Origin of the sequence: Sulfuracidifex tepidarius, assembly GCF_008326425.1 — an archaeon.
GTDB classification, from domain to species: domain Archaea; phylum Thermoproteota; class Thermoprotei_A; order Sulfolobales; family Sulfolobaceae; genus Sulfuracidifex; species Sulfuracidifex tepidarius.
This window is the reverse complement of the sequence record NZ_AP018929.1, coordinates 1,330,758-1,354,386: the sequence shown is the minus strand read 5'-3', so window position 1 is coordinate 1,354,386 and position 23,629 is coordinate 1,330,758. Positions and strand designations below refer to the sequence as shown.

The following is a 23,629-nucleotide window of genomic DNA, read 5'->3' as shown; positions in this document are numbered from 1 at the left end:
TAAGGTTGAAAGACACATGAAAAGGTTCATCATAGCCTCAGACCGTAGCGGTTCGGGAAAGACGACCGTGACAGCCGGTATAGTGAGGGCAATATCTAAGAGAATGAGGGTAAGGGCTTTCAAAGCTGGACCGGACTTCATAGATCCTGGCTACCTTACTAAGGCTTCTAGGGAGGCTACAGTGAACTTGGACCTCTGGATGATGGGAAACCAAGGCGTGGTAAATTCTTTATCAAGATACTCCAGGGGTTACGACGTTTCGATCATTGAGGGAGTCATGGGGCTATACGATGGCATAAACACGGATTACAGCACAGCTACCTTATCTAAGGTGACTAAGACTCCAGTGATTCTCGTAATAAACTGTAGTAACGTAAGCTCTACCGTGGGTGCAATAATTGAAGGTTTGAAGAGTTACGGTAATGTAGACGTGAGGGGAGTTATATTCAATAAGGTAGGATCTGAGACTCACTACAATTACTGTAAGAACTCAGTCCCCGAAGGCGTGAAAGTGCTCGGAAGAATCCCCTTCTCGAAGGATTTGGAGGTTAACAGCAGACACCTCGGCTTAGTTACCGTTGAGGACAACGGAGAGGTGGAAAAGATCATCGAGAGGGCTTCCAGTATTGTCGAAGAGAACTTGGATTTAGAATTACTTCTGGATTTGTCGGAGTCCGATTCCCTCCCAGATTCAGAGGATGCTTTTAACGTGGAAACGAGGAAAACTCTAGCGATTGCATACGACGAAGCTTTCTCTTTCTACTACAAGGAGAACTTGGACTTACTCAAGAGGAAGTATAACTTAGTCTTCTTCAGTCCCCTTGAAAACGAGGAGGTGCAAAACGCAGATGCAATCTACTTAGGTGGAGGATATCCGGAGCTTCATATGGACTATCTTGAACGTAATTCTCTCACCAAGAAGTGGATAAAGGAGTCTTCTTTGAACGATGTTCCTATCTTAGCTGAATGCGGGGGTATGATGTACCTTTCTTCCTCTTTAGTCGGAGAGAGGAAATATGCGATGACCGGAGTTTTCGACATGGAGATAAAGGTCAAGGACAAGCTTACCATAGGATATACTAGGCTAAAAGCTACCAAGGACATAGGCCGAGTGACCCAAGGATCCATCCTTCAAGGGCACGAATTCCACGTATCTTCACCCTTGTCAGTTGAAGAAAAGGATTTCGCTTTCGAGAACGAGATAGGAAAAGGGATATTTCAGAAAAAGGACGGCGTCGTGGTTAAGAACACTCTAGGTACTTACTCTCATTTCCACTTCTCTAATTCTGGGACGAGGACTGTTGTCTTCTGAGCTCTAGCCTCTTGACTCTCTCCAGCACGTCCAGGAGTTTGTCTATGTCTCTAGTGTAAAGTCTGATGTCGTAAGGTAATTTGATCGTGTTTGACTTTATTTCAACGTACCTCTTTTCTCTGTTCACGTTAATATCCGAGGAAGGTAGGTGCCTGGAGTGAAGGAACACTCCCGTGGCATCGCTAGCTATAACTCCTTTCTCCGTTATTCTATACGTCTGCGGTGCCATGATCTGTGAGGTAGCTCCTTTCATTACCTTCCTAGAAATGAATATATTAGCTAAGACCACAGCGTCCAACGATAGGAAGAAAGCTAGGAAAAGATCAAGGTGGTTCGATCCAAACATTGTCCTATATCTGTCGAATACTACATCGTAGATTACTAGAACAACTACAAGGTAACCTACAAGGTAAAGCATGGAATATCCATTCCTCTTCAGCATCTGTTTGTATATCTTCATGTACTCCTCGTCCTTATTCATGACCTCCTTAGCGTTCTTCTCCTCGTAAATCGTCTTGGACCTCATTATCTCTCCCATATATTTCCTTTCCCTAAGCATCGGGTTGCTCCTGAATGTGAGGAGGGATGTGAGGGATAGAGATATAGCTAGATAAATGACGTAGCCCAATATGTAGTATTGAGGAAAGAAGCTAATTAGGGCTGAAATGAAAATAACTGAGAACTGAGAAAGTGCTATGAACCTCCAATTACTATACGGGTTGCTGCCATATCCTAGTGACATCAGTATAAACTATAACCCGTACCTATTAAATATACTTTGTGAAGGCAATCTTAATTATTTCCCTTATCTTCTTCTTGCTGCTTAGCTCAATGATGGCTTTCTCAGGGAGTCTACCACAAGCAATGACGTATTCCGAGTCTAGGCAGACGAGTATATCCAGTTACGTGTTGAACTTCACTTTTGAAGGACAATCCGTTTTCCCAGTCACCTTCAATCTGTCTTCATCCCTCGATGCAATAGTCGTTACATTTAATTGTAGTTTGATAAACGCGAAAGTTTCTCCTTCAACAGTATCAATACAAAACAGGAGCGTGCTAATACCTTACTACATCCTTCCTTCAAATTCGACTCCGCTTAAGATAAAAATGATGTCTAAGGAGGTAAACGGCACCCTAACGGTGAAAGTTATAGAACCAGACGTTAACATAACATCCTTCTTGGAGAACAATACGGGTCATTCATCTTCTCTTCCCGACCAATCTGAAAAGCAAACTGACTTAAACTCCCACTATTTGGTTCTTCTATTCATAATTCCTCTTATTGTTTATATCTTATTAGTTTATGTTAATAAGCGTAAGTAAATACGCTTTTATATTTTTACACGTACACTCCTTTGATGAACAGAGAGAACTTAAGGAACAGCCTTCTGTCAGGTCTTCCAGTAATGGTGTACGACTTCGATGGAAGGGAGGAGGAGGTAGATATGGTTTTTTACGCAGGTTCGGTGTCATGGAAGAGCGTCTACATGCTCAGGAAGGAGGCTGGTGGTCTCATATGTTATGTGACTGGAAAGGAGGAAGGAGCGAAGCTCGGGCTAGGTCTAATCACGGACGAGCTGAGAAGCTATCAAAAGTATTCTAGGTTAGTTAAGAGGCCGGTTTACGGGGACGAGCCTGCTTTTGCGATGTGGGTAAATCACATGAGCACTAGGACAGGGATATCAGATGAGGACAGAGCTAAGACCATATTAGAGTTACATAAGACGGTGGAGTTATTACGAAAGGACGAAACGTCAGCTAAAGAGAAGTTCTTCAATGAGTTCATGGCTCCGGGTCACGTGCCTGTGTTGCTCTCCAGGGGTCTAGAGAAACGCAGGGGACATACGGAGTTGACGTCCTCTTTGATGGAATACCTAGGCCTTGAGAGGAGTGTTGTGATAGCTGAGATGTTAGATGAAAGGTACAGCATGAAGAGAGAGAAAGCCGAAAACTTCGCCAAGAGCAACGGTATACCTTTCATAACTGGGAAAGAGATCCTAGAGGTAGTTAGAGTTGCGTAAATACGGTGTAGCTGACACCACTTTCTCGAGGGTAAACATGGGAGATATCGCGGAGAGGACAATAAGGAAAGACGACAATGATTGCGAAATTGTGAGGTACACAGTGCCCGGAATAAAGGACCTGCCAGTAGCTGCTAAGAAGTTAATAGACTCAGGATGCGACGGAGTAATAACTTTGGGATGGGTAGGAAGGACTCAGCTCGACAAATATAGCTACATATCATCAAGCATAGGACTCATCATGGTTCAGATTTTGACATCGAAACACGTGATGGACGTGACTGTACACGAAGAGGAGGCAGAGCACCCGGACGACCTTGTGAGGATAGCCGAGGATAGGGCCACGAAGCACGCCAGAAACCTAGTCAGACTTGTGAGAGATGGAGGAAAATCATTAAGGGAATACGCGGGAAAAGGTTTGAGGCAGGGGTATGAAAATGCAGGAGAGCTCGATTAACCTAGGAATAGTAGTAGCGGATTTCAACTACGATATAACATACTTGATGCTACAGAAGGCCATATCTCACGCCAAGTTTCTGAGAGCTAACGTAAAGATAGTCTTCAAGGTCCCGGGGAGTTACGACATCCCCCTGGCGGTTAAGAAAATCCTGGAGAAAGTCGATGTGGACGCTGTTGTAACTCTAGGTGCGGTGATAAGGGGAGAGACCAAGCATGACGAGATCATAGGCTCTCAGACAGCTAGGCTGATAGCAGATCTTTCAATTCAGCACGGAAAGCCAGTTACCCTAGGTATAATAGGTCCTGGTGCTACTCACGAACAAGCAGTAGAGAGGATAGAGGAATACGCAAATAGAGCAGTGGAGTCGGCTGTGAAGCTGGCTTTAAGGTACAAGAAGCTTGAGTCCTTAGGAGACATTAAGGAAACGGTGTACATAGAGTGAAAGTCTTCGCTGTGGAGCTACATCATTACAGGGAGTGGACTGAGACCCTAGGTTATGACAGGGAATGGAAAATACAACTAGCCCAATCTAAACTATCTTTTTTCGTGAATAAGTTCTCCTTGAGAATTGACGCATTTCCGCTCATGACAAGGATGGACAAGTTCCTTATAATAGCAGATGGAATAAGAAATTCACATTTTAAAAATTTGTTTTCAAAATTAAAAGAATACTCTCCGGTCGAGTTGAGGGGATGTATGGGTTACGGGAGGAACTTCTTAGAGGCTGAGCAGGTGGCTTCTAAGTGTCTGAATGAGTTGAGACCCGGAGAGTTGGAAGTTCTAGACCATCCCGACTCCAAGGTAGTTGCGATTCACGCAGACGTGGACTCATTCACGGAGCTCACGGAGAGGAGCTCCATTTATTCATCCTTTAGAAGGAGCATGGAGGTAATGGTAGAGCTACAACGCATAGCTGAGGGCCACGGAAGCCTGGTTCAATACTTAGGCGGTGACAATTTCATGATCTTTTCCTCTCTAGACGAGTTCAGGGGAATTCTGGAAGCACCACTGAACGAGGTCAAGTTCGGGGTTGGAATCTGTGAGAATCCCAGATGTGCTGTATCAAAGGCTACGGAGGCCCTGACTAGAATAAGGGAAACAAGGGACTCCAAATGGAAGGTAATAGAGAACGTAAGGTCATAAATGTAAGCTCGGGGATAATGGGAGATTCACTAGATTGGAAAGAGAACTTCAACTTGGAGGTAGAGGACGGAATAATAACACATGTGGGTAACGGTCTCGTTGGAAACGCTTACGAAATTAAAGGTCTCTTGATGCCCTCTTTGGTGAACTTTCACGTACATAGCGGAGACTACATGGTCATGGAAGAAGGGTATCAGCTCACCGTAAAGGAAGCTGTGGGTGATCCGTTAAGCTTCAAGTACAAGGCCTTCTCACGTGAAGGATACGATGTCTCAGCATCAATTAGATTGTTTCTCAGGGAATCTTTAAGGCTAGGTGTGAAGACGGTTGTAGACTTCAGAGAACAGGGAATTCAAGGAAGTAAGCTAGCTAAAACGTTGAAAGGCCAGTGGGTGAACTACTTCATCCTAGGTAGACTAGAGGAGGAAGAGTTCTCAAGGGAAGCGTTAAGAGAACTTATGAAATACGCTGATGGCTATGGTCTTCCAAGTCCGTCGGCGAAATACGACTTCAGGGTCATCAAAGATTCAGTAAAGCTCAGGGCCTCACACTTCGCAGAGACACTATCTCAGTGGTTGAAGTACGACCTTGAAAGCTTCATTGAGGACTTCTCTCCTTCTTTCCTTGTTCACGGCGTTTGGCTGGATGAAGAAGAAATGAGGGTATTGGCCGATCGTGATGTTCCCTTAGTGATGTGTCCGAGGAGTAACATGTGGTTTTCAGTCGGGATACCTAAAGTTGACTTGGCTATGGACTCTCAAGTAAAGGTCTTCTTTGGGACAGACAACGGAGCGTGGATCAGCCCTAACCTCTGGAAGGACATGGAGTTAGCCCTGCTTATATCAAGGACCAGAAAGCCCGGGTCGGACTACTCCAAGCAAATACTCAAAGGTTCTACGACCTTACCTTCAAGTTTCCTGGGGATCAAGAACAGAGTGGAAGAAGGTACTCCACTCAACATGCTGAACGTGGTAGATGACGAGAACTCTGGAATAAAAATATCAAAAAATAAATATATGGCAATTATAAAAAGAGGTGGGGATTATATCCTCAAATCACCGGAGCTATCCAAACAGTGACTTGTCCTCCGGCGTCTGCCTCTCCTCTCATCTTCAGGGGTATGTTAGTCCCTAACTCCACATCTACGTTAGAGAAGTTTGAAGTTATGCTCACTGCTTCCTTCAGTAGTTCAGCCCTGAACTTGGACTCAGCGCTGTCCGCGACCTCTATGTACTTCAGGGGTTTGTCCTTCCTCATGGTTGCGGTGTATTCTTTACCCCTTTCTGAAGTGGAGAAGGTGACCTCTTCTCCCTCCCCTTTGATTAGAACCTCATCTCCTATTATTGACGAATCACCTACGACTAGCTCAAGGACTCTAGAATCTAAAGACATCTTGACTGTGGGCGACACCTTTGGCTCTCCTCCATCGTTTACTTCACCTTTCTTGGAGGAAACGTAAATGTTGCTTTTAGTCCCTAGCTTGTTGTCCTTTACTGTTATCCTCATCCCGGAGTCTGTCTCCGAGACCTCAACCGACGCGGTCCTGCTCTTCGCTTTGCTCAGCACTTTCCTCAACGACGCTAAGTTCAGCTCCAGGGAAAGTGGCTTTTCTATTTCATAAGACGAGAAGAACGTCTTAGGCACGTTGAGAATGACCATCATCGACTTAGTGTCAGGCTCCACATATCTCCCGTTGATTCCCTCATCAGTCACGTTAATCGTGATGGAGTCTGTTGCTTTAGAGAGAGCTACTATTAGGTCATTGAAGTCCTTTGCACTAGGGTAAGTGAAAGAGAATGTCATTCCTCTCCGACCTCATCCTCGCTCTCCTCCTTTTCTTCCACTTCCTCTACCTCCTCCACTTTCTCTTCCTCATCCTCGCTCTTCTTCTTTTCCTTCTTCTTTGATTTAGCTTTCCTGGAAGCCTGCTTTTTAGCCTTCTTTCTATCTTCTATTCCATCGAAAACTCTTCCGTTGACTTCAAACTCCCTCTTCGCTTCTTCTATGTCTATTTTCCCTTGAAGGAGTTTATCCCAGATGTCAGTGTTTCTCATTAATATCTCGATATCTTGAATCGAGAGAAAAGGAAGGTCATCGTCTTCATGCTCTCGCTCTTCCGGTTCAGAGTCCTCGTGAACGTCCCTCCTCTCGTCAACTTCTCCCTCTGACATAACAATCTAAATTACTGAACTATACTCCTGACTAAAAAAATATCTCCTCTGTCGCTTCTCGTTATAAACTCTCCTTTCTGCAACGATAAAGCTGTGTCATGTATCAATGAATATGCATCCGAGTCACCGGCTAAAAACCTTACTATATAGTCCACCTCGTTAGGCTCAGAGAGCTGGAAAATGAAGAACGAAGCTGAGTTGTTCATGAGTTTCTTCACGTACTCTATGGACTGTGAGACCACTATCATTCCTATGCCGAACTTCCTTCCTTCAGCGAAGATCCTCTCCACGGTCTCCTTACCCGTCTCCTTGGAGAGGACGAAGGGTGCTTCGTCCAGTACGAACATCTTCCAGAGAGGGGACTGTCCTTTCCTTAACATGTAATCTCTGAGGTTTCTGAGTAATGTCTCTATCATGATGTATTTTATTTCATTAGCTGAAACTAGCGAGAAGTCCAAAATCACGTTGTTATCGAAGACCTCCTCAATGTCGATCGCATCGCGGGAGAATATCTCAGTCGAGAGGAAGACTAGGTAAGGCTCCAGGGAGGAGAGCCTATTTATGTCTTGAGAAGACATGGAAAGCCTCTTCTTCCTTTCCAAGTAGATCAACACGTCCCTGAACGTTGGGGGTTTCTGAGACCAAGTTCGGGGATCCTCCTCATCTATTCCGTTCTCCATGTAGGTCTCGGAAATCAGGTTGAACATGTCTATTGTCTGCAGGTTTCCCAAGTTAAAGATAGACCTTATCATGTAAGCGACTTCAAGGGACCTCTTTCTGGGGGACGTGTTATTGAGGGACAACGGATTCACTGCTGTCTTCGACATGTCGATCTTTTTAACACCATCTGAAGGGTATTCCCCGTGAAGGTCAAACACGGTGAAGGAAACTCCCAGTTGTCTTATCACGTGTTTGACGAGGAACGACTTACCCGAACCGCTGGCTCCGGCTATCACGAGGTTGAAGTTCTTCTTCTCCTTCACGTCGACCCTGAACTCTAGGTTCCCTGCTTTGACCCAGCTGTAAGTATTACCTCTAAACCTGATACCTGAGGAAGAACGTACTAATATCTTGTTCACTTTACCTAACACGATCCCGTCGCTTGATGTCTCCCTCACGGAAAAGAGAATGAGGGGGAACGAAAGCCAGCTCATCAAGAGTAAGGGGTATTGCCTAGTGTCCTGACTTAGTGTTAAAATCATGAAGTCCGCAACGAATCCAGATAAGAGTAGTATGTCCCTCGTGCCCGTAAAGGATATCGTGACTCCTATAACTAGAAAAGGTACTAAGAAAAGAGATTTCTTTGAAATCCTGGGCTTTCCAGCCTTACTTATGGAAGATATCAACATGTCTGAGAACGACCTTCTTATTAAGAAGAGTATGAACGACGCAGATGATAGACCGAAGACGTATGTTGTAATGTTAAAGGGACTCAACACGTCTATGCCGAAGACTGAGAACAAGGTCGAAACTCCCAAGAGATATATCAAGGAAGTTAAAGGAGAGTAGAAAACGATTACCGACGAGAACGCGTCTGCGAAAAGCACGAAATAAAAGAAGAAGAGGTAAATCGCTATGCCTTCAACTCCCTTGTAGTAGGAAGTTACCTCGCTGAGGATTAATGCCTCCAAGGTCAGCAATACAACGAATACTACGTTCCTATCCTCGAACATTTTTGTGATTTTATAGAAAGACGCTAATAAAAACCTTGTCATCAAATTAACTTTGACGTGTTGTCGTTTTCCAGAAGTTAATATTCCAGTTAATTGTGTTTTAATCTATGCTCAGGGAAGCTCAGGACTTCGCATCGAGGCTGAAGACCTTAGGGTATAGCGAGCTGACTCCGATCCAGAAGGTCGCCATCCCCCTCATCGAGAAAGGAAAGAACGTGGTAATAACAGCACCTACCGGGTCCGGGAAAACTGAAGCAGCAGTACTCCCAGTATTTTACTCGATCTTCGTCAACAGACCTCAAAAGATATCATGTATTTACGTCACTCCGTTAAGGTCGCTGAACAGAGACGTTGAGGAGAGGCTGAAGAAAATAGGCTCTACTCTGGGAGTGAAGGTCGGGGTGAAGCACGGTGACACCACCGACAAGCAAAGGAAGGACCTGGTGAACGACCCTCCAGACATATTGATAACGACACCCGAATCCATGCAGTATTTTCTCTTGAACAAGAAGATAAGGGAAATGGTGAACAAGGTCAGGTGGGTAATAATAGACGAGTTACAGGAAATGTTAGATGAGAAGAGAGGAATAGATCTCTCAGTCACGTTACAGAGGTTCAAGAAAGTTTCAAGGAATAAAATACAATTAATTGGAATATCTGCTACTGTAGGGGACATGGAAGTGGCTAAGAGGTATCTAGACCATGACGGTAACGTGGAGGTCGCCAAGGTCGATTTCACTAAAACCATTGACGTCAGGATAGAGATCCCTGAGGTAAAGGAAGAGGACGTCGAAGTGGCTAAGAGGCACTCACTGTCCCCTGAGGTAGCCTCTCGGCTCAGGAGAATAAAGGAGCTAGCTGACGAGAACCGACCCCTCCTAGTTTTCACCAACACGAGGGAGATGACCGAGTTCCTTTCTAACTCTCTGTCTAACGTTTACAAGATGAAGGTAGTCGCCCACCACGGGTCGCTCTCCAGGGAGCTCAGGGTCTCAGTGGAGAGGGACTTCAGGAACTCCAACTTAGACGCTGTAATAGCTACCTCCAGTCTGGAGCTCGGAATAGACATAGGTTCTGTGAAGATGGTAGTCCAGTACATGTCCCCCAGGGAGAGCCTCAGGCTCATCCAGAGGATAGGGAGGAGTAACCACAACCTGACGGGGACGTCCAGGGGGGTCGTGATGCCCGGGAACGATATATATGACGTCATAGAGTGCAACGCGATAGTGAGGCTGGCGAAGAGCGGGTACGTGGAGAAGCCCTTGATAGAGAGATATCCCTTTGACGTCATGGCACATCAAGTGGCGGGAATGGTACTAGAGGGTTACAACGACCTGGACGAAATCGAGGGGATACTGAGGGGGTCCTTTTACTTTAAGGACATGAAGAGGGAAGACTTGGAGGAAGTAGTAGACCTACTCGAAAGCGCAAGGGTAGTTAAAAGGAAGGAAGGCAAGCTCGGAGTGTCATGGAGAATATGGAGGTATTACTACGGCACTAACATGATACCCGACTCGATAAGGAGCTTCCCCGTGGTGGACTCCCTCACTGGAATGAGATTGGGAACCCTGAACGAGGACTTCGTGTCTACCTTGGAGGACGAGAGCATCTTCGTCTTAGGGGGAAGGCTTTGGAAGGTAGTCAGCATAGAGCAGGACAAATTGTTGGTAGAGAGGGGACAGCTGAAGAAAGGAGTCCTTCCGAGCTGGTTCGGGGAATCCATCCCGGTCGAGAGGGAGACTGCGATGTGGGTCTTCGACGAGATAAACAGACTCTTCGAAGCAGAGCGAGAAACAGGTAAGTTACCAGGTAGTTCAGAGGAACCTTTGGTTTTGACCCCCAGCTTGCTAGACGTCATCTCTCAGCACTCTGAGAGGGGATATCCCAGAGTCGACAAGGACACCTTTGTGGTCGAGATAATTAACCACGACGTGATCGTGATACACTCCCCCTTGGGGAGCAGGGGAAACAACACCTTAGGCGCAATTTTCTCCACTTTACTTAACGGGATAAAGATGGCCAAGTCATCTTTCAGGGCGGACTCGTATCACGTTGCTCTGTCCTCCATGGTGCCAATAGGGTATCATGACATCGAGAAAGTCAAGGAGGAGATCCTGAGTCTCTCAGAGGAGGAACTCCTCCGAGTCTTGGACGCCGGGATCAAGGAAAGTCCTCAGTTCAAGTGGAAACTCCTCGTGGAGGTTAAGAGGTTCGGAGTTGTAGACCCTAAGTCTGAGGTCGACGTCTCCAGTACCATCCTCAAGGCTTATACTGATACCATAGTAGGAAGGGAAGCTTTGAGGGAACTGAAGGTGAAGAACTACGACGAGTCCGTGATCCCCCTGCTCAAGTCCATGAAGTGGACGGTCTTGGAAGTCCCCTCACCGTCACCCCTGGCTTCGCAGTTCCTGAACAGACTTTTAGCCTTCCAAGCTTGGGACGAGAGCTCCCCGTTCATGATGGAGGTCATGAAGGAGAGGCTCATGAACAAGGAGTTCAGGATCATGTGTATAGTATGCGGGTGGAGCGAGGTGAGAAAAGTGAAACATGCACCCGATAAGTGTCCGAAGTGTGGTTCCGTCTTCCTGGGCGCGAGCGAAGTGTCAGATGAGGACTCCCTGAAAGCAGTCAGAAAGGCTATCAAGGGGCAAAAGTTGTCCAAACCCGAGGAGAAGTCACTGGATAACGTCAGGAGAGTGGCTTCCCTCTTCTCCACCTACGGGAAGAACGCATTCATAGCCCTCGCCACTCCAGGAGTAGGTCCGTCTAACATGGGCAGGGTACTCAGCAGGATCTCGGACGGCGAGGAAAGTTTCTTCCTCTCCCTGATAGACGAGGAGAGGAAGTTCCTCAAGAACAGGAAGTTCTGGCAGTAAGCTTAAAATTACCCAGAAATCAGATGAGATGGGTAGATCAAATCATGGCAGTGATAGAAGTAGGTAGAATCTGCGTTAAAACCAGGGGAAGAGATGCAGGGAAAAAGGTTGTCATAGTCGACATCATAGACGAGAACTTCGTCCTGATTACCGGGCCTAAGGACGTGAACGGAGTGAAGAGGAAGAGGAGCAACATACTTCACATAGACGCAACAGATAAGAAAGTAGAAATAAAGAAGGGAGCCAGTGACGACGAGGTCAAGAACGCGCTTCAGCAGGCTTCTTTACTTGACTTCATGAAGGAGACAATAAAGCCGAAGATGACTGTGATTTAGGATGAAGCCTTATAACTTCATCCAGTCAATTGACTCTTTTTGTTCTTATAATAACCCTTGGACGTTCAAGGTTGAGCCTCAGATAGATGAAAGTCACGGTTCATACCCAGACAAGAGGGAAATGAACCTACTTATAAGGAACGGGATAATCAACGTGGATAAGCCACCCGGCCCTACAAGCCACGAGGTGGCTTTTTGGCTCAAGGGGATGCTTTCTCTTGATAGGGTAGGCCACGGAGGGACCCTAGAGCGATGAGCGGGGTTATCCCAAAGTCACCGGCGTTCTACCCGTAGGTTTAGAGAACGCTACCAAGATAATGCACTACGTGTCTGAATCAACGAAGGAGTACGAGTGCGTCATGCAGGTACACTCAGACTTCGATCAGGAGAAACTCAAGTCGGTGATTTCGAAGTTCAAAGGGAAGATATACCAGAGGCCCCCAGTGAGGTCTTCGGTGAGCAGAAGGTTAAGGACAAGGAAGATATTTGAAATAGAAGTCCAGGAGATCGAAGGGAAGATGGTGCTCATGAGGATAGTGTCAGAACACGGGACTTACATGAGGAAGATATGTCACGATGTGGGGTTAATGAGCGGTTACGGAGCCCACATGAGGGAGTTGAGAAGGACCAGGACGGGGATATTCGACGAGAGGAACTTGGTCACCATGCACGAAGTGTCCGAGGCAGTGTATATGTGGAAGAACTGCAAGGACGAGACCTACCTTAGGGGAATGGTCATGCCAATGGAGATAGCTACTTGCGGGATCCCCAAAATAATGGTTGACGACAACGCAGTTAACGCAATAGCTTACGGCGCTAAGTTGACAGCTCCAGGAGTTGTGGGTTTTCAGGAGTTCAAGAAAGACGACCTGGTATGTGTAATAACCACTAAGGGAGAACTGGTATCGGTCGGAAAGGCATTAGTAGACTACAGGAGGCTCGCCAAAGTCGACAAGGGAGAAGTGGCAACCACTGATAGGGTTTTCATCGATAGAGACGTTTATCCTAGAAAGTGGGGTGAAGGCAATAGAAGTAGTGCTTGACGTGATCAACGGTATACCTCTTTCTTTCCATTCCAGCGCTGGGGTCTTCTCAAAGCGTAAGGTGGACACGGGTACCAGGTCTCTCCTCGAGAACTTGGTCATACCCAAAGAGGGCCTTGTGGCTGACGTCGGGTGTGGTTACGGCCCCATAGGCATATATGTAGCGCTCTCTAACCCGTCCTTGAGGGTAGTGATGATGGATGTTGATCCTAACGCAGTGAAGTTAGCCAAGAAGAACGTGGAGATAAACGGGGTTAACGATAGGGTGGAGGTGATAAAGAGCGACGTACTGTCAGCCACTGACCTGAAGTTCGATGCAATATTTTCAAACCCCCCTCTCTCGAAAGGGGTGGATTTCTTAAGGAAGTTCGCCAAGTGTGCCCACGAGAAGCTGAAGGACGAAGGTCACGTGCAGTTGGTAGTATATAGAGGAGAGGAGAACGTAAAAAAGGAGTTTTCCCAGTTCTTCGGTAATATAACTGTGGTAAAACGAGTTAAAGGTTACTCGATAATCTTAATAAAAAAGACTTGAGAAAAGATAGTGGGCAAGCCGGGATGCCCGAGTGGTTAAGGGGGTGGCCTTGAGAGCCATTAGGGGAAACCCCTGCACGGGTTCGAATCCCGTTCCCGGCGTCCGGCTCCTTATGATGACCTCGATGTAGGCAGATAAGTGAAGATGATTATTCCCGTCTGAACGGAAGATATAAGATGAACACTTCTTACTATTTCTAAGCTGATGAGAAGAGGGTCGATTGATCGGTGAAATGCGCTGGAAATGCTGACCTTCAGAGCAAAAAAGTTATTACCTCATTTTGAAATGGTAACATGCGGTCATAGTCCAGCCTGGATTAGGACGCTGGCCTCCCAAGCCAGAGATCCCGGGTTCGAATCCCGGTGGCCGCACTTGTAGGTATCCTTGTTACCTTGCTGTTATTTTCTTTCAATTTTTACTTCGTATAGCCAATATGGGTTAAAGGGGTAACGTAAATTTGGGCGATTCAGGTCTACATCGTATATTGTAATTATAGCAAGAACAAATCAAAAAAGAAAAATGTTTAGTGTAAATCCTTACCCAGTCCATGCAATAGCGCCCAATTAAATTTATTCTATTTCAATAAATGAACTAAATTCGCAATGGATCCCTGAATAGCCCTACTCTACAACACATCAGTGATGAAAAAGGTCAAATACTAAAGAAATTACACGTTTTTCTAATGTGCGGGATTATAGGAATTGCTTCTAACAAAAAGGACAAGTCTTTGACGGATGTACTGGTATCGTCGTTGAGCAGGCTTGAATACAGAGGGTACGACAGCGTCGGCGTAGCTTCCTTAGACGATGAAGGGATAGACGTTAGGAAAGCCAAGGGGAAGGTCGTAGAGGTTGTAAAGACAAAGAAGATAAATGAAATGTCTGGTTACATTTTCCTGGGGCACACTAGATGGGCGACACATGGTGCCCCGAACGATCAAAACGCTCACCCTCACGTGGACTGCTCTGGGAGAATAGCTGTAGTCCACAACGGAACCCTTAACAACTACAAGGAACTGAGAGAGGAACTAGAATCTTTAGGCCACAAGTTCAGAAGCGACACAGACACAGAAGTAATACCCCACTTAGTTGAGGAGTTCATGAAGAGGGACATGGAAAGCTTCGAAGCCTTCAAAGCTGCAGTGTCTTCCCTGAGGGGAAGCTATGCGATCCTGATGATAATGGAAGGGGAGAAGAGGATATTCTTCGCACGTCTTGACAACCCTTTAGTGATAGGACTCGGAGAGGACAAGAACTTCATAGCGAGCGAGTATGCCCCCTTCTTACCCCTTACTAATACAGTAGTTACGATTCAGGACGGGGAGATCGGGTTCATCACTCCTTCCTCGGTTTACATAGAAAAGGACGGGAAGATAGTAGACGTGAACGAGAGAGTTCACAAGCTCAACTTCACCTTGGCCTCCGCCTCGAAAGGAGGATACTCTCACTTCATGTTGAAGGAGATCCACGACTCCCCTCTAGCAGTGAAAGAGACACTCTCCACCATGATGGCTGACGACTCTGTTGATAAAGCGGTAAAGGTCATGTCGCAAGCTAACAGGATATTCGTGGTAGCTGCCGGTACGAGTTACCACGCCGGCCTCATATTCGGTAGGGAGTTGAACATGTCAGGGTTCACCGTGATACCAATGATAGCGTCGGAGTACCCCTCATACAGGACGAGGGCGGGCGACGTGATCCTCGCCCTAAGTCAGAGCGGTGAAACCTTGGACGTGAAGATGGCCATAAAGGAGTTCAAGAATGAAGGCTCTACCATTATTTCGATCACTAACGTGATAGAGAGCACTATCTCGAGGGAGAGCGACGTGAAGCTGTACATGAGAGCAGGACCGGAGCTGGGGGTAGCAGCAACCAAAACTTTCGTGTCACAGGTAGCTTCGCTCCTTTTGCTCAAGTCAAAGATCCTGGGGGAAAAGTTAGACTACTTGTCTCACGCGCACGAAGTTCTGGAAGCCTCGTTAGAAGGGACTGAAGGGCAGATGAAGAAGTGGAGCTCCACTTTGATCTCTGCCCCCTCCATGTATTACCTCTCCAAGGGTGTCGGCCTTCCGATGGCTCTAGAAGGTGCCTTGAAGATAAAGGAGGTAGCATATGTTCACGCCGAGTCATACCCCGCAGGAGAGAGCAAACACGGACCTATAGCGTTAGTGTCCGAAGGTTTCCCCGTGGTTTTCCTTGACCCGGGGATAGATGAGCTTAAGGTCAACATTGAGGAGATGAAATCTAGGGGAGCTAGAATATTTTATGTCGGGACGTCTAAAGGGATATCTAAAGATGAGGTTGAGGTGAGGTTAGAGAAGGGGTTGGAGCCATTTGCGTTAGCACCTCCGATTCAGCTCTTGGCCTATTACGTTTCGGTCGGTAAAGGGCTCGACCCGGACAGACCCAGAAACCTAGCTAAGACGGTGACGGTAGAATGAAAGCGGTAGTTTTAGCCGGAGGGAAAGGAGAAGGCCTTCTCCCTCTCACGAAGGAGCAACAGAAGGAGCTCATCTCGATAGCGGGAAAGCCGGTGATCAGGTACGTTTTAGACGGCTTAATGGACGCCGGGGTAACCGACTTCGTGATAGTTACGAGCGACAAGGGTAAGGATCTGGATAAAGAGATAGGTGATCTGAACGCTGGTTATGAGGTCGTGTATCAGAAAGAGGCAGGAATAGAGGGAGCAATCAGGACGGGTGTAAGTAGAGTATCCGATAACTACTACGTGCTGGCTTTCGGTGACATAGTCACGTCAAAACAACTTTACTCTTCCTTGATCTCTCTGTTTTACACCAATGGTAAGCCTTCCATATCTCTGACCCCTGTGAGCGAGGGTCTGAACACCTACGGTTTAGTCGAGTTGAGAGAGGGGAAGCTGAAAGTGGTCAAATCGGGATCTACCTTAGCCTTAGCTGGGGCTTACGTCTTGCCAACGGAGCCGGTAGAGAGCTTCGAGAACTACTTATCGTCGTTAGATTCATCCTATTTCGTCTGGTCCGGTTCCTGGGTTGACATAGGCTTCCCCGAGGATCTGCTGGCAGCAGTGCAAAATGTGTTAGATGAAAGAAAGGGGTCATTCATCTCAGACGAGGCTAACATTTCTACCTCTGCCGTAATAGGAAAGAACGTGGTAGTAGAGGAAGGTGCTACGGTGGAGGAATATGCGGTGATAAAGGGCCCTGCATATATAGGTAAAGGAGCTTATGTAGGAAACTTCTCTCTCGTTAGAGCGTATTCCTCTATAGAGAGAAATGCGGTTATAGGTGCGTATAGCGAGATATCTCATACACTAGTTGAGCCATATGCTGAGATAGGGTCCAAGTCTTACCTCACTTACTCTGTTGTAGGTTCTAAAGCTAAGGTAGGTGCAGGAGCCATAACCGAGAGCACATTCACCGGAAAGATGATCAGAGGAAGGTCTAACAAGTTCGGTTCTATAGTACCTCCTGCTGAAACAGTTGCACATGGGACAATACTTAAGCCGTTTTACTCCTCATGAATCTGTAATACGACACACAGTGTTATGTACCTATATTTTTGCATGTATTAGCACGTGTACTAAAAAATACCTTTCTTTTCCTTTACCTTCCTCTTTTCCTCCTCTGACTGTAAGCCTGGTGTTATAATTTTATCTAGAAGCGGGATTGAAACGATCAATGGGCCCGCCGGGACTTGAACCCGGGACCTCGACGACCCGAACGTCGCATCCTAGCCAAGCTGGACCACGGGCCCCTATCTTTAATTTTTAGCCGGTTTTATAAAACTTCATCGGAGAAGATGGAGAACATTTACGACAAGTACATCCTAGACATGGTAGGAAAGAGAATAGCAGGGGACATAGTCTGGAGCAACGACGTTTTCGTGTCGTTGAGGAAGTGGAGGGAGACGTTCAAGTTATCTCAGCAGGAACTAGCCAAGGAGCTGGGGGTGAAACAGACCGTGATAGCAGACTACGAGAGGGGCAGGAGACAGCCTGGAAGCGGGTTCATAAAGAGATACGTAGATGCCCTGATCAGGAACGACGCCAAGAACGGCTTCAAGATAGTGAGCGAGCTTGTGAAGATGTTCAACCTCAATTACCCTTACATCATGGACATGGCTGACTTCGTTTCTCCCCTACCAATTGACGAGATAGTAATGGCAGTGGACGGCGTGATGATGAACTCCTTCGTGAACCAGACAAGCGTTTACGGATACATGGTAGCCAACAGCATAAAGGCTATATCCATGCTGAGCGGTGCCGATTTCTATCAATTCCTTTCGCTATCTCTCAACAGAGTCCTCATCTTCACCAAGGTCGCAGGTGGCAGGTCTCCTATGATCGCGCTTAAGGTAGCCCCTGTGAAGCCGAAGGTAGTTGTTTTCCATAGACCCGTTAGGATAGATCCTCTGGCGCTTTACTTGAGCGAACAGGAGGGAATAAACGTGATAATTTCGATGAAGAAAAACGAGGATGAGATCATAAGCTCTATGAGGTCTCTCCTGTCAAGGAAGCCAGAGCCTTAGCTATATCTCCTCCGCTCTTGACGAGGGCGTCCCTGACCTCGTTCTCGCCTTTACCGGTTTGTTCCATGAGGAATTTGACGTCGTCTTCACTTATTGACACTTCTCCTTTGTTCTCTCCCTCTTTAATTTCCTCTTTCCTTTCCTCTCCTCCTATAATAGTGTAGAACGAGTTCCCTTGAGCTACCATCTTGGTTACCTGACATCCTTCTATCACTATCCTTTCGCCTTCAGCTGTTTCAATTATGACGCGGGTAGCGTTCACCATGTTGGGTTTTATGCCCATCTTCTCGAGCTTTTTTAGGTCGTTATTTCTAATCTTCATCAATTTACATTCACTTATGGCAAACTTAATAGTTTGCGGTGCTGAGGTATTAAACAAATGGACTACTATCTAAAGATACTCGGAGGAGGCAGAGAAGTCGGAAGATCTGCCATCGAGATCGGCAACAACGACGGCAGCCTTGTGATGGATTACGGGGTTAACTTCGATAACAATGATAACCCCAACTTTCCGTTACAGGAGCTGCCCGGGAAAGTTAAGGGTTTTTTGGTTTCGCACGGCCATCTGGACCACGTGGGAGCTCTACCGATATATCAAATCTCTACGTTAAAGAAGCGGATATACGGTACTCCCATGACGAAGGCCATAAGCGAGCTCATACTCAGGGACTTCGTTAAGCTATCAGGTCCTAAGATACCTTTCGAGTGGGTTGAGGTAAAGAAGGCAGTAGAGAACTTCAACACTGTGGAGTTCGACAAGGAAGAGGAGATAGAAGGGTACAAGGTGAAATTCACCAACGCGGGTCACATACCGGGGAGCGCTCAAATCCACATATTGAGCGAAAAGTTTAAGATAACTTATACTGGCGACATAAACACCGCTGAGACCAAGCTCATGAACCCGGCTAATCCTGAGGACCTCAAGGACACAGACGTGCTCATAATGGAGGCTACGTATGGTAGGTTCAATCATCCTAGCAGGGAAGTTGTGGAGAAGGAATTTCTGGACAAAGTAAAGGAGGTCATAGAGGGAGGGGGAACTGTCCTAGTCCCAGCTTTCAGTCTGAACAGGAGCCAGGAGCTACTCTCGCTTTTCGCTTCGTCCAATTTTCCCTATCCCGTGTACTACGACGGTATGTCAAGGGAAATCACCGAGGTCATGTTAAACCACAAGGAATACCTCCATAAGCCCGATCTATTGAAGAAGGCTTACGACAGCTTCCACTACGTTAATGGATTTAACGAGAGGAAGAAGGTGTGGAAGGACAAGGGGGTCATAGTTGCAAGCGCTGGAATGCTCAAAGGAGGGCCCGCAGTGTATTACTACAAGAAACTTGCAGAAGATCCTAAGAACGCAGTGTTCCTGGTGAGCTATCAAGCCCCAAGTACCCCAGGCAGGAAACTCTTGGAGATAGGTAAGTTCGACGAGTTCTCTCCCATGTTGAAGGCAAGGTTTGAGCTATTCGACTTTTCAAGTCACTCCGGTAAAGGAGACCTGATGAAGCTGGTGAAGAGCGCAAGCCACCTGCAGAAGTTGGTCATCGTTCACGCCTCTAGTGACAGCGCGGAACAATTCGCAGCTACTGTAAAGGAGGAGGTAGGCGTAGACGTGGTCACGCCGGAGAACGGACAGGAGATAAAGCTATGATAATATTGATGATACACTCCTCCTTTTTTTCTTTCTCGACCAGGGAAAAAGCTATAGAGTCAGCCGAGGAAAACCCTCTACACGACTTTAAAGGTGAGAACGTCCTTGTAGTGTTCACAGCAGTAGAAGAAGGGGACGACGAGAAAGTAGTTGGAAAAGCCGTAACTCAGATAGTTGAAGACGCAAGGAAAGTACACCCAGACTTGATAGTTCTCTATCCCTACGCTCACTTGTCTGACAGACTTGCGAAACCAGGGGTAGCCGTGTCCATGTTAAAGGAAATGGAGAACATGATCACCAAGGAAATGAAGGTAATTAGAGCCCCCTTCGGGTGGTACAAATCATTCACGGTCTCGTGTTATGGTCACCCTTTAAGCGAACTCTCCAGGAGGATCAGGAGCGAGGACCTCGAGGAAATCAGGAAATCGGAGGAAGTCAAATACTGCGAGAAGTTCGGCTTCCCCACCTCGCCTCACGCTACTTTCATGCGTCGCGCAGTGATAAGTTGGTTAAAGAACAACGCCAGGGAAATGACGGTAGAAACTGAAGGAAACGGCTCCCCCGTACAAGGGGAATTCTCCGTCACTTACTCCCAGCAAAGAGGTAAGTTAATCCCGTGCCTGAACGAATCTCCGACCATCACGGTGAACTACGGCGGTGAGTTCAACGTTGAAATTCCCCAATCTTTCAAGGACTCTTCAAACACCCTTCCCTTAGTGTCCAGGGGAGGGGGAGTGACAAGAGTAAATGTGAATTATCTAACGTATTATTTTCTGACACAGAGCTTCAAGGGAAAGGTATATCCTACTCTCCCGATGTGGATGAGCCCAATACAAGTTAGAATATTGCCGGTGGGGAGGGAATTCCTGGAGGATGCGATCAAAATAGCCGAAGAATTGGAGTCCCGCGATATCAGGGTCGACATAGATGACCTAAACGATGGATTGGGAAACAAGATAAGGAGGGCAGGAAAGGAGTGGATTCCACTGGTAGGTGTTTTAGGAGAGAGGGAAGCCAAGACTCTTTCCCTCACAGTGAAAATAAGGGAAGAGACGGAGCAGAAGAGCCTCACAGTTGAGGAAATAGCTTCCATGGTCTTAACGTCAGACCCTGTGAAATTGAAAAGAAATATGCCAATACTTTTATCACGTAGACCGAAGCTTGATTACTTGTGATAGTTGAAGCCAGAGTCCCCCTCAAGCTAACGTTGTTTGGAGAACATGCTGTAGTATACGGTAAACCTGCAATAGCAGCTACAATATCGGAGTTCCTCAAGGTCAGGGTGTCGCCCTCGGAGAAGTTCGTGGTGGTCTCCCCTTCTTTGAACCTGAAGGGCGTCAAGGTCAACTTGGACGATATGAGGGTCGAGAACGAGCAGGTGTCGAGGCTCCTGAACTACGTAAGTGAGTCCTTAAGTGCTGTAGGTGACGTTCCCGTGAAAATAGAGATAGAATCTCCCGTGGAGCCGTCGGTGGGGCTAGGGACCAGCGCAGCCGTAATAGTCGGCACTATTTCCGCTTACTCCTCTTTCCTCGGGCAAGACCTCACGCCCATGGAGATAGCGAGGAAGAGCCACGAGGTGGAACTGAGAGTCCAGGGGATAGGGAGCAGGATGGACACTTACGTTGAAAGTTTGGGAGGAATAATTCTCTTCAACGGGAACAAGGAAGAAAGGATTCACAGTGATATCTCTTTCGTTTCAGGTTACTTTAGGAGGTCTATGACTACCGCAGAGATGTTGAAGAAAGTGAAGGAGTTCAAAGACCAAAGCGTCGAAGTCTTCTCGAAGATAATAGATTCCATAGGTTCCATTGTGATGGAGGCCAAGGAGTACATGGAAGAGAACAAGGAAACTGAGGTTGGTAGACTCATGTACGTCAACCACGGGCTCTTGTTTTCGCTCGGAGTCACAGTACCGGAAATAGACGAAGCAGTTTCTAGGGCCAGATATCTTGGTATAAAAGGTGCGAAAATAAGCGGGGGAGGTGCAGGCGGTTCAGTGATTATGACTTCGGATCCGGCGTCAGGAATGCTCCTTAGGTCTTTTGGAGCGTACCTCATCAACTCGAGGTTTCATGAAGGAGGAGTTACAGTTTCCAAGAGGACTGAATGAAACGAGTAGAGAAAAGGACGGGGAAAAAGAGATAGAGGACTTTTTTACAAAAAAGAAAGGGAAGGGAAAGCAAGAAATACACTGAGCGTGTCAAATATCTAGTTATAAAAAATGAAAATGTGACAGATAAAGAAGACGTAAAAATAATCTTCTTCGCTTTCCTTAAGTCAATTTAGACGCTCTTCTTATCTTGTCCTAGTAAGGTTATGACTACTTCTTTCTCTTGTCTACAAACACTTGTAGTTTGTACCCTGTCCAGATAGTCTCGCCCGGCTTGACCCACTCTATCTCCACGTTCTCCGGGTCTATCCCTATCCTTTCCCCTAGTACCTTCCTAGCTTCCCTATCGTAGTCGTCCGTCACAGTTTTCCTGCTCTCTATCCTTATCTTCAACTTGTCCATGTTGTTATCATAAATGAATATGTTGAACATACCCGTCGTGTCTGGTATTTCGTTTACAGCGTCTTCCACATATATTGGAAGGAGTAACTTCCCTTGTACTTTGAACATCCACTCTACTCTGCCCGGGATGGGCTCTACGAACCTCATGTGCGTTATGCCGAACTTAGGGTCTGGGTCTGTAATGAACTCGTTCTTAACGTAATCTCCTAGACTGTACCTTATAAGCGGCATGGTGAAGTGATTGAGGAGCGTTGATATTAATTCCCCTCTTTCCCCTTCAGCGGCAGGTTCATCAGTCTTGGGGTCAACAATATCGAACATCTCCATGTCTTCCCATACTACTAACTGGCCTTCAGAGCCTGGAACTTCAACGGCCATATGTCCATCTGTAGTACCCCAAACGCTTACAGCTAGTTTAGCGTTGGGGTGAACTTGAAATAGCTTCTTCTTGGTGTTCTCAGCTGCTGCACCGCCATGCAATAGAAGTACCTTGAAAGGAGTTTCCCAGCCTTCCAGTCTAGCTTCCTCACCTATTAGCCTTTGTAACCAAGGAGTTGTTGCCATTACGTCTACTTTCCACAACTTGAAGATTAGGTTGTGTCTGGACTTCCAGCTGAAATAAGTCTCTCCTCCTCCTGCTATAGCTGTGGCTCCGCACCTCCACATGGCAGTCTCGACTAACGGAGGGCCCCAGCTGTAGAACCCGGACATGTTGAGGTAATTCGCGTAAACCGTCGTGGGTTTGACGCTGGCGAAAGTCCAAAGATATCTGGCCTGAGCTTCCTCGAAGTAATCCAGTTCAAGTCCTCCCCATCCCTGAAACGTAGGCATTCCAGTTGATCCAGACGTAGCACCGACAAACCTTATCCTTCTAGCTAACTCTGGGACCATGATGGACCCGAAGGGAGGGTTCTTGGATAGGTCGTTTCTGAGGTCATCTTTTCTCAATATGGGTATTTTGACTATATCCTTCCAATCCTTGACCTGCTCTGGATCGAAACCCTTTGTCTTCCAGAAGTTCCTGTAAAACTCAGAGTTCTCCCATGCCCATTTCACTATTCTCTTTAGCCTAAACGTCTTTATTTTATCAAGGTCTTGTCTCTTCATTGTCATTACTTTCTGGTTCCATAACACGGTTGTCGGATCTATGGGATAATCATGTCTTATGAAGCCCTCATCTTGAAGTTCCTTGTGTATTCTCTCGTACTCCTGAAGAGGCGAGCTCATTTCTTGATCGATATGATATATGTTTAAAAAATTTAAATATTGGGGTCAGGAGGACGTTGTAGTAATTTTTCAAATTTATACCATGTTACATGTACAACTCTCTTTTAGCTAAACATTTAATTTAGAGTTTAGCACGATGGAGACTTAATATCTGAAGAAATTGGA

At 46.6% G+C, this 23,629-nt stretch carries 24 protein-coding genes and 3 tRNA genes; 20 read left to right on the top strand and 7 right to left on the bottom strand.

The window, feature by feature from the left end:
• Nucleotides 1-16: 16 nt before the first annotated feature.
• A complete protein-coding gene (locus IC007_RS06720) occupies nucleotides 17-1,312 on the top strand; it encodes a cobyrinic acid a,c-diamide synthase CobB (RefSeq protein ID WP_054845118.1) in 1,296 nt (431 codons plus the stop codon).
• Here IC007_RS06720 and IC007_RS06715 read toward each other — a convergent pair.
• Nucleotides 1,281-2,054, bottom strand: coding sequence for a DUF2208 family protein (locus IC007_RS06715; RefSeq protein ID WP_054845119.1), 774 nt, complete (start codon nucleotides 2,052-2,054; stop codon nucleotides 1,281-1,283). The two genes, IC007_RS06720 and IC007_RS06715, sit on opposite strands and share 32 nt — an antisense overlap.
• Before the next feature lie 38 nt (nucleotides 2,055-2,092).
• On the opposite strand from IC007_RS06715, the gene IC007_RS06710 reads away from it, so the two are divergent.
• The 6 genes from IC007_RS06710 to IC007_RS06685 are packed head-to-tail and all read left to right on the top strand — an operon-like array spanning nucleotide 2,093 to nucleotide 6,015.
• Entirely contained in the window at nucleotides 2,093-2,635 is a 543-nt protein-coding gene (locus IC007_RS06710; protein ID WP_149528533.1) for a hypothetical protein, read from the top strand.
• 35 nt (nucleotides 2,636-2,670) lie between these two features.
• A complete protein-coding gene (locus IC007_RS06705) occupies nucleotides 2,671-3,333 on the top strand; it encodes a 3,4-dihydroxy-2-butanone-4-phosphate synthase (protein ID WP_054845121.1) in 663 nt (220 codons plus the stop codon).
• A 37-nt stretch (nucleotides 3,334-3,370) separates the two neighbouring features.
• Nucleotides 3,371-3,790, top strand: a complete 420-nt coding sequence (gene ribC / locus IC007_RS06700) for a riboflavin synthase (protein ID WP_054845207.1) — start codon at nucleotides 3,371-3,373, stop codon at nucleotides 3,788-3,790.
• A complete protein-coding gene (ribH, locus tag IC007_RS06695) occupies nucleotides 3,771-4,235 on the top strand; it encodes a 6,7-dimethyl-8-ribityllumazine synthase (protein ID WP_054845208.1) in 465 nt (154 codons plus the stop codon). The genes ribC and ribH overlap by 20 nt, the downstream gene beginning before the upstream one ends.
• Nucleotides 4,232-4,936 carry a GTP cyclohydrolase IIa gene (locus IC007_RS06690; RefSeq protein WP_054845122.1) on the top strand — a complete coding sequence of 235 codons (705 nt, stop codon included), beginning with the start codon at nucleotides 4,232-4,234 and terminating at the stop codon, nucleotides 4,934-4,936. The genes ribH and IC007_RS06690 overlap by 4 nt, the downstream gene beginning before the upstream one ends.
• Entirely contained in the window at nucleotides 4,906-6,015 is a 1,110-nt protein-coding gene (locus IC007_RS06685) for an amidohydrolase family protein (RefSeq protein ID WP_149528532.1), read from the top strand. Before IC007_RS06690 ends, IC007_RS06685 begins: the two co-directional genes overlap by 31 nt.
• On the opposite strand, the gene IC007_RS06680 is transcribed toward IC007_RS06685, so the two are convergent.
• From IC007_RS06680 to IC007_RS06670, 3 genes are read right to left on the bottom strand one after another with little or no spacing between them, the layout of a single operon-like run.
• On the bottom strand, nucleotides 5,987-6,739 hold the full coding sequence (locus tag IC007_RS06680; protein ID WP_054845124.1) for a beta clamp domain-containing protein: 753 nt from the start codon (nucleotides 6,737-6,739) through the stop codon (nucleotides 5,987-5,989). The two genes, IC007_RS06685 and IC007_RS06680, sit on opposite strands and share 29 nt — an antisense overlap.
• Nucleotides 6,736-7,107: an RNA polymerase subunit Rpo13 gene (locus IC007_RS06675; protein ID WP_084739592.1), complete on the bottom strand. Its 372-nt coding sequence runs from the start codon at nucleotides 7,105-7,107 to the stop codon at nucleotides 6,736-6,738. Before IC007_RS06675 ends, IC007_RS06680 begins: the two co-directional genes overlap by 4 nt.
• A gap of 11 nt (nucleotides 7,108-7,118) precedes the next feature.
• Nucleotides 7,119-8,780, bottom strand: coding sequence for an ATP-binding protein (locus tag IC007_RS06670; RefSeq protein WP_162302122.1), 1,662 nt, complete (start codon nucleotides 8,778-8,780; stop codon nucleotides 7,119-7,121).
• A 107-nt stretch (nucleotides 8,781-8,887) separates the two neighbouring features.
• Between IC007_RS06670 and IC007_RS06665 the strand changes: the two genes are divergently transcribed.
• From IC007_RS06665 to IC007_RS06625, 9 genes are all read left to right on the top strand, one after another.
• The gene (locus IC007_RS06665) at nucleotides 8,888-11,656 is read left to right on the top strand and encodes a DEAD/DEAH box helicase (RefSeq protein ID WP_149528530.1); all 2,769 of its coding nucleotides are present in this window, start codon (nucleotides 8,888-8,890) and stop codon (nucleotides 11,654-11,656) included.
• A 44-nt stretch (nucleotides 11,657-11,700) separates the two neighbouring features.
• Nucleotides 11,701-11,991: a 50S ribosomal protein L14e gene (locus IC007_RS06660; RefSeq protein ID WP_054845209.1), complete on the top strand. Its 291-nt coding sequence runs from the start codon at nucleotides 11,701-11,703 to the stop codon at nucleotides 11,989-11,991.
• Between the two features lies 1 nt (nucleotide 11,992).
• Nucleotides 11,993-12,247, top strand: coding sequence for a tRNA pseudouridine synthase A (locus tag IC007_RS06655; RefSeq protein WP_149528529.1), 255 nt, complete (start codon nucleotides 11,993-11,995; stop codon nucleotides 12,245-12,247).
• Between the two features lie 61 nt (nucleotides 12,248-12,308).
• Nucleotides 12,309-13,034 carry an RNA-guided pseudouridylation complex pseudouridine synthase subunit Cbf5 gene (locus IC007_RS06650; RefSeq protein WP_054845128.1) on the top strand — a complete coding sequence of 242 codons (726 nt, stop codon included), beginning with the start codon at nucleotides 12,309-12,311 and terminating at the stop codon, nucleotides 13,032-13,034.
• The gene (locus IC007_RS06645) at nucleotides 13,009-13,566 is read left to right on the top strand and encodes a class I SAM-dependent methyltransferase (RefSeq protein WP_054845129.1); all 558 of its coding nucleotides are present in this window, start codon (nucleotides 13,009-13,011) and stop codon (nucleotides 13,564-13,566) included. Before IC007_RS06650 ends, IC007_RS06645 begins: the two co-directional genes overlap by 26 nt.
• 17 nt (nucleotides 13,567-13,583) lie before the next feature.
• Nucleotides 13,584-13,667: transfer RNA gene (locus IC007_RS06640), tRNA-Ser, on the top strand.
• 194 nt (nucleotides 13,668-13,861) lie between these two features.
• Nucleotides 13,862-13,937, top strand: a tRNA-Gly gene (locus IC007_RS06635).
• Between the two features lie 311 nt (nucleotides 13,938-14,248).
• On the top strand, nucleotides 14,249-16,006 hold the full coding sequence (gene glmS / locus IC007_RS06630; protein ID WP_149528528.1) for a glutamine--fructose-6-phosphate transaminase (isomerizing): 1,758 nt from the start codon (nucleotides 14,249-14,251) through the stop codon (nucleotides 16,004-16,006).
• Complete coding sequence (locus IC007_RS06625; RefSeq protein WP_149528527.1) at nucleotides 16,003-17,067, top strand: nucleotidyltransferase family protein; 1,065 nt, start codon at nucleotides 16,003-16,005, stop codon at nucleotides 17,065-17,067. Before glmS ends, IC007_RS06625 begins: the two co-directional genes overlap by 4 nt.
• Nucleotides 17,068-17,225: 158 nt before the next feature.
• Here IC007_RS06625 and IC007_RS06620 read toward each other — a convergent pair.
• A tRNA-Pro gene (locus IC007_RS06620) sits at nucleotides 17,226-17,300 on the bottom strand.
• A gap of 45 nt (nucleotides 17,301-17,345) precedes the next feature.
• Between IC007_RS06620 and IC007_RS06615 the strand changes: the two genes are divergently transcribed.
• Nucleotides 17,346-18,074, top strand: coding sequence for a helix-turn-helix domain-containing protein (locus tag IC007_RS06615; RefSeq protein ID WP_149528526.1), 729 nt, complete (start codon nucleotides 17,346-17,348; stop codon nucleotides 18,072-18,074).
• Here the strand turns inward: IC007_RS06615 and IC007_RS06610 are convergent.
• A complete protein-coding gene (locus IC007_RS06610; RefSeq protein ID WP_173569895.1) occupies nucleotides 18,037-18,396 on the bottom strand; it encodes a nascent polypeptide-associated complex protein in 360 nt (119 codons plus the stop codon). The two genes, IC007_RS06615 and IC007_RS06610, sit on opposite strands and share 38 nt — an antisense overlap.
• 57 nt (nucleotides 18,397-18,453) lie before the next feature.
• Between IC007_RS06610 and IC007_RS06605 the strand changes: the two genes are divergently transcribed.
• From IC007_RS06605 to mvk, 3 genes are read left to right on the top strand one after another with little or no spacing between them, the layout of a single operon-like run.
• Entirely contained in the window at nucleotides 18,454-19,722 is a 1,269-nt protein-coding gene (locus tag IC007_RS06605) for an MBL fold metallo-hydrolase (protein WP_054845131.1), read from the top strand.
• The gene (locus tag IC007_RS06600) at nucleotides 19,719-20,897 is read left to right on the top strand and encodes a threonyl-tRNA synthetase editing domain-containing protein (protein WP_149528525.1); all 1,179 of its coding nucleotides are present in this window, start codon (nucleotides 19,719-19,721) and stop codon (nucleotides 20,895-20,897) included. Before IC007_RS06605 ends, IC007_RS06600 begins: the two co-directional genes overlap by 4 nt.
• On the top strand, nucleotides 20,894-21,835 hold the full coding sequence (mvk, locus tag IC007_RS06595; RefSeq protein WP_054845132.1) for a mevalonate kinase: 942 nt from the start codon (nucleotides 20,894-20,896) through the stop codon (nucleotides 21,833-21,835). Before IC007_RS06600 ends, mvk begins: the two co-directional genes overlap by 4 nt.
• 210 nt (nucleotides 21,836-22,045) lie before the next feature.
• On the opposite strand, the gene IC007_RS06590 is transcribed toward mvk, so the two are convergent.
• The gene (locus IC007_RS06590) at nucleotides 22,046-23,464 is read right to left on the bottom strand and encodes an acyl-CoA synthetase family protein (RefSeq protein ID WP_149528524.1); all 1,419 of its coding nucleotides are present in this window, start codon (nucleotides 23,462-23,464) and stop codon (nucleotides 22,046-22,048) included.
• Between the last annotated feature and the right edge of the window lie 165 nt (nucleotides 23,465-23,629).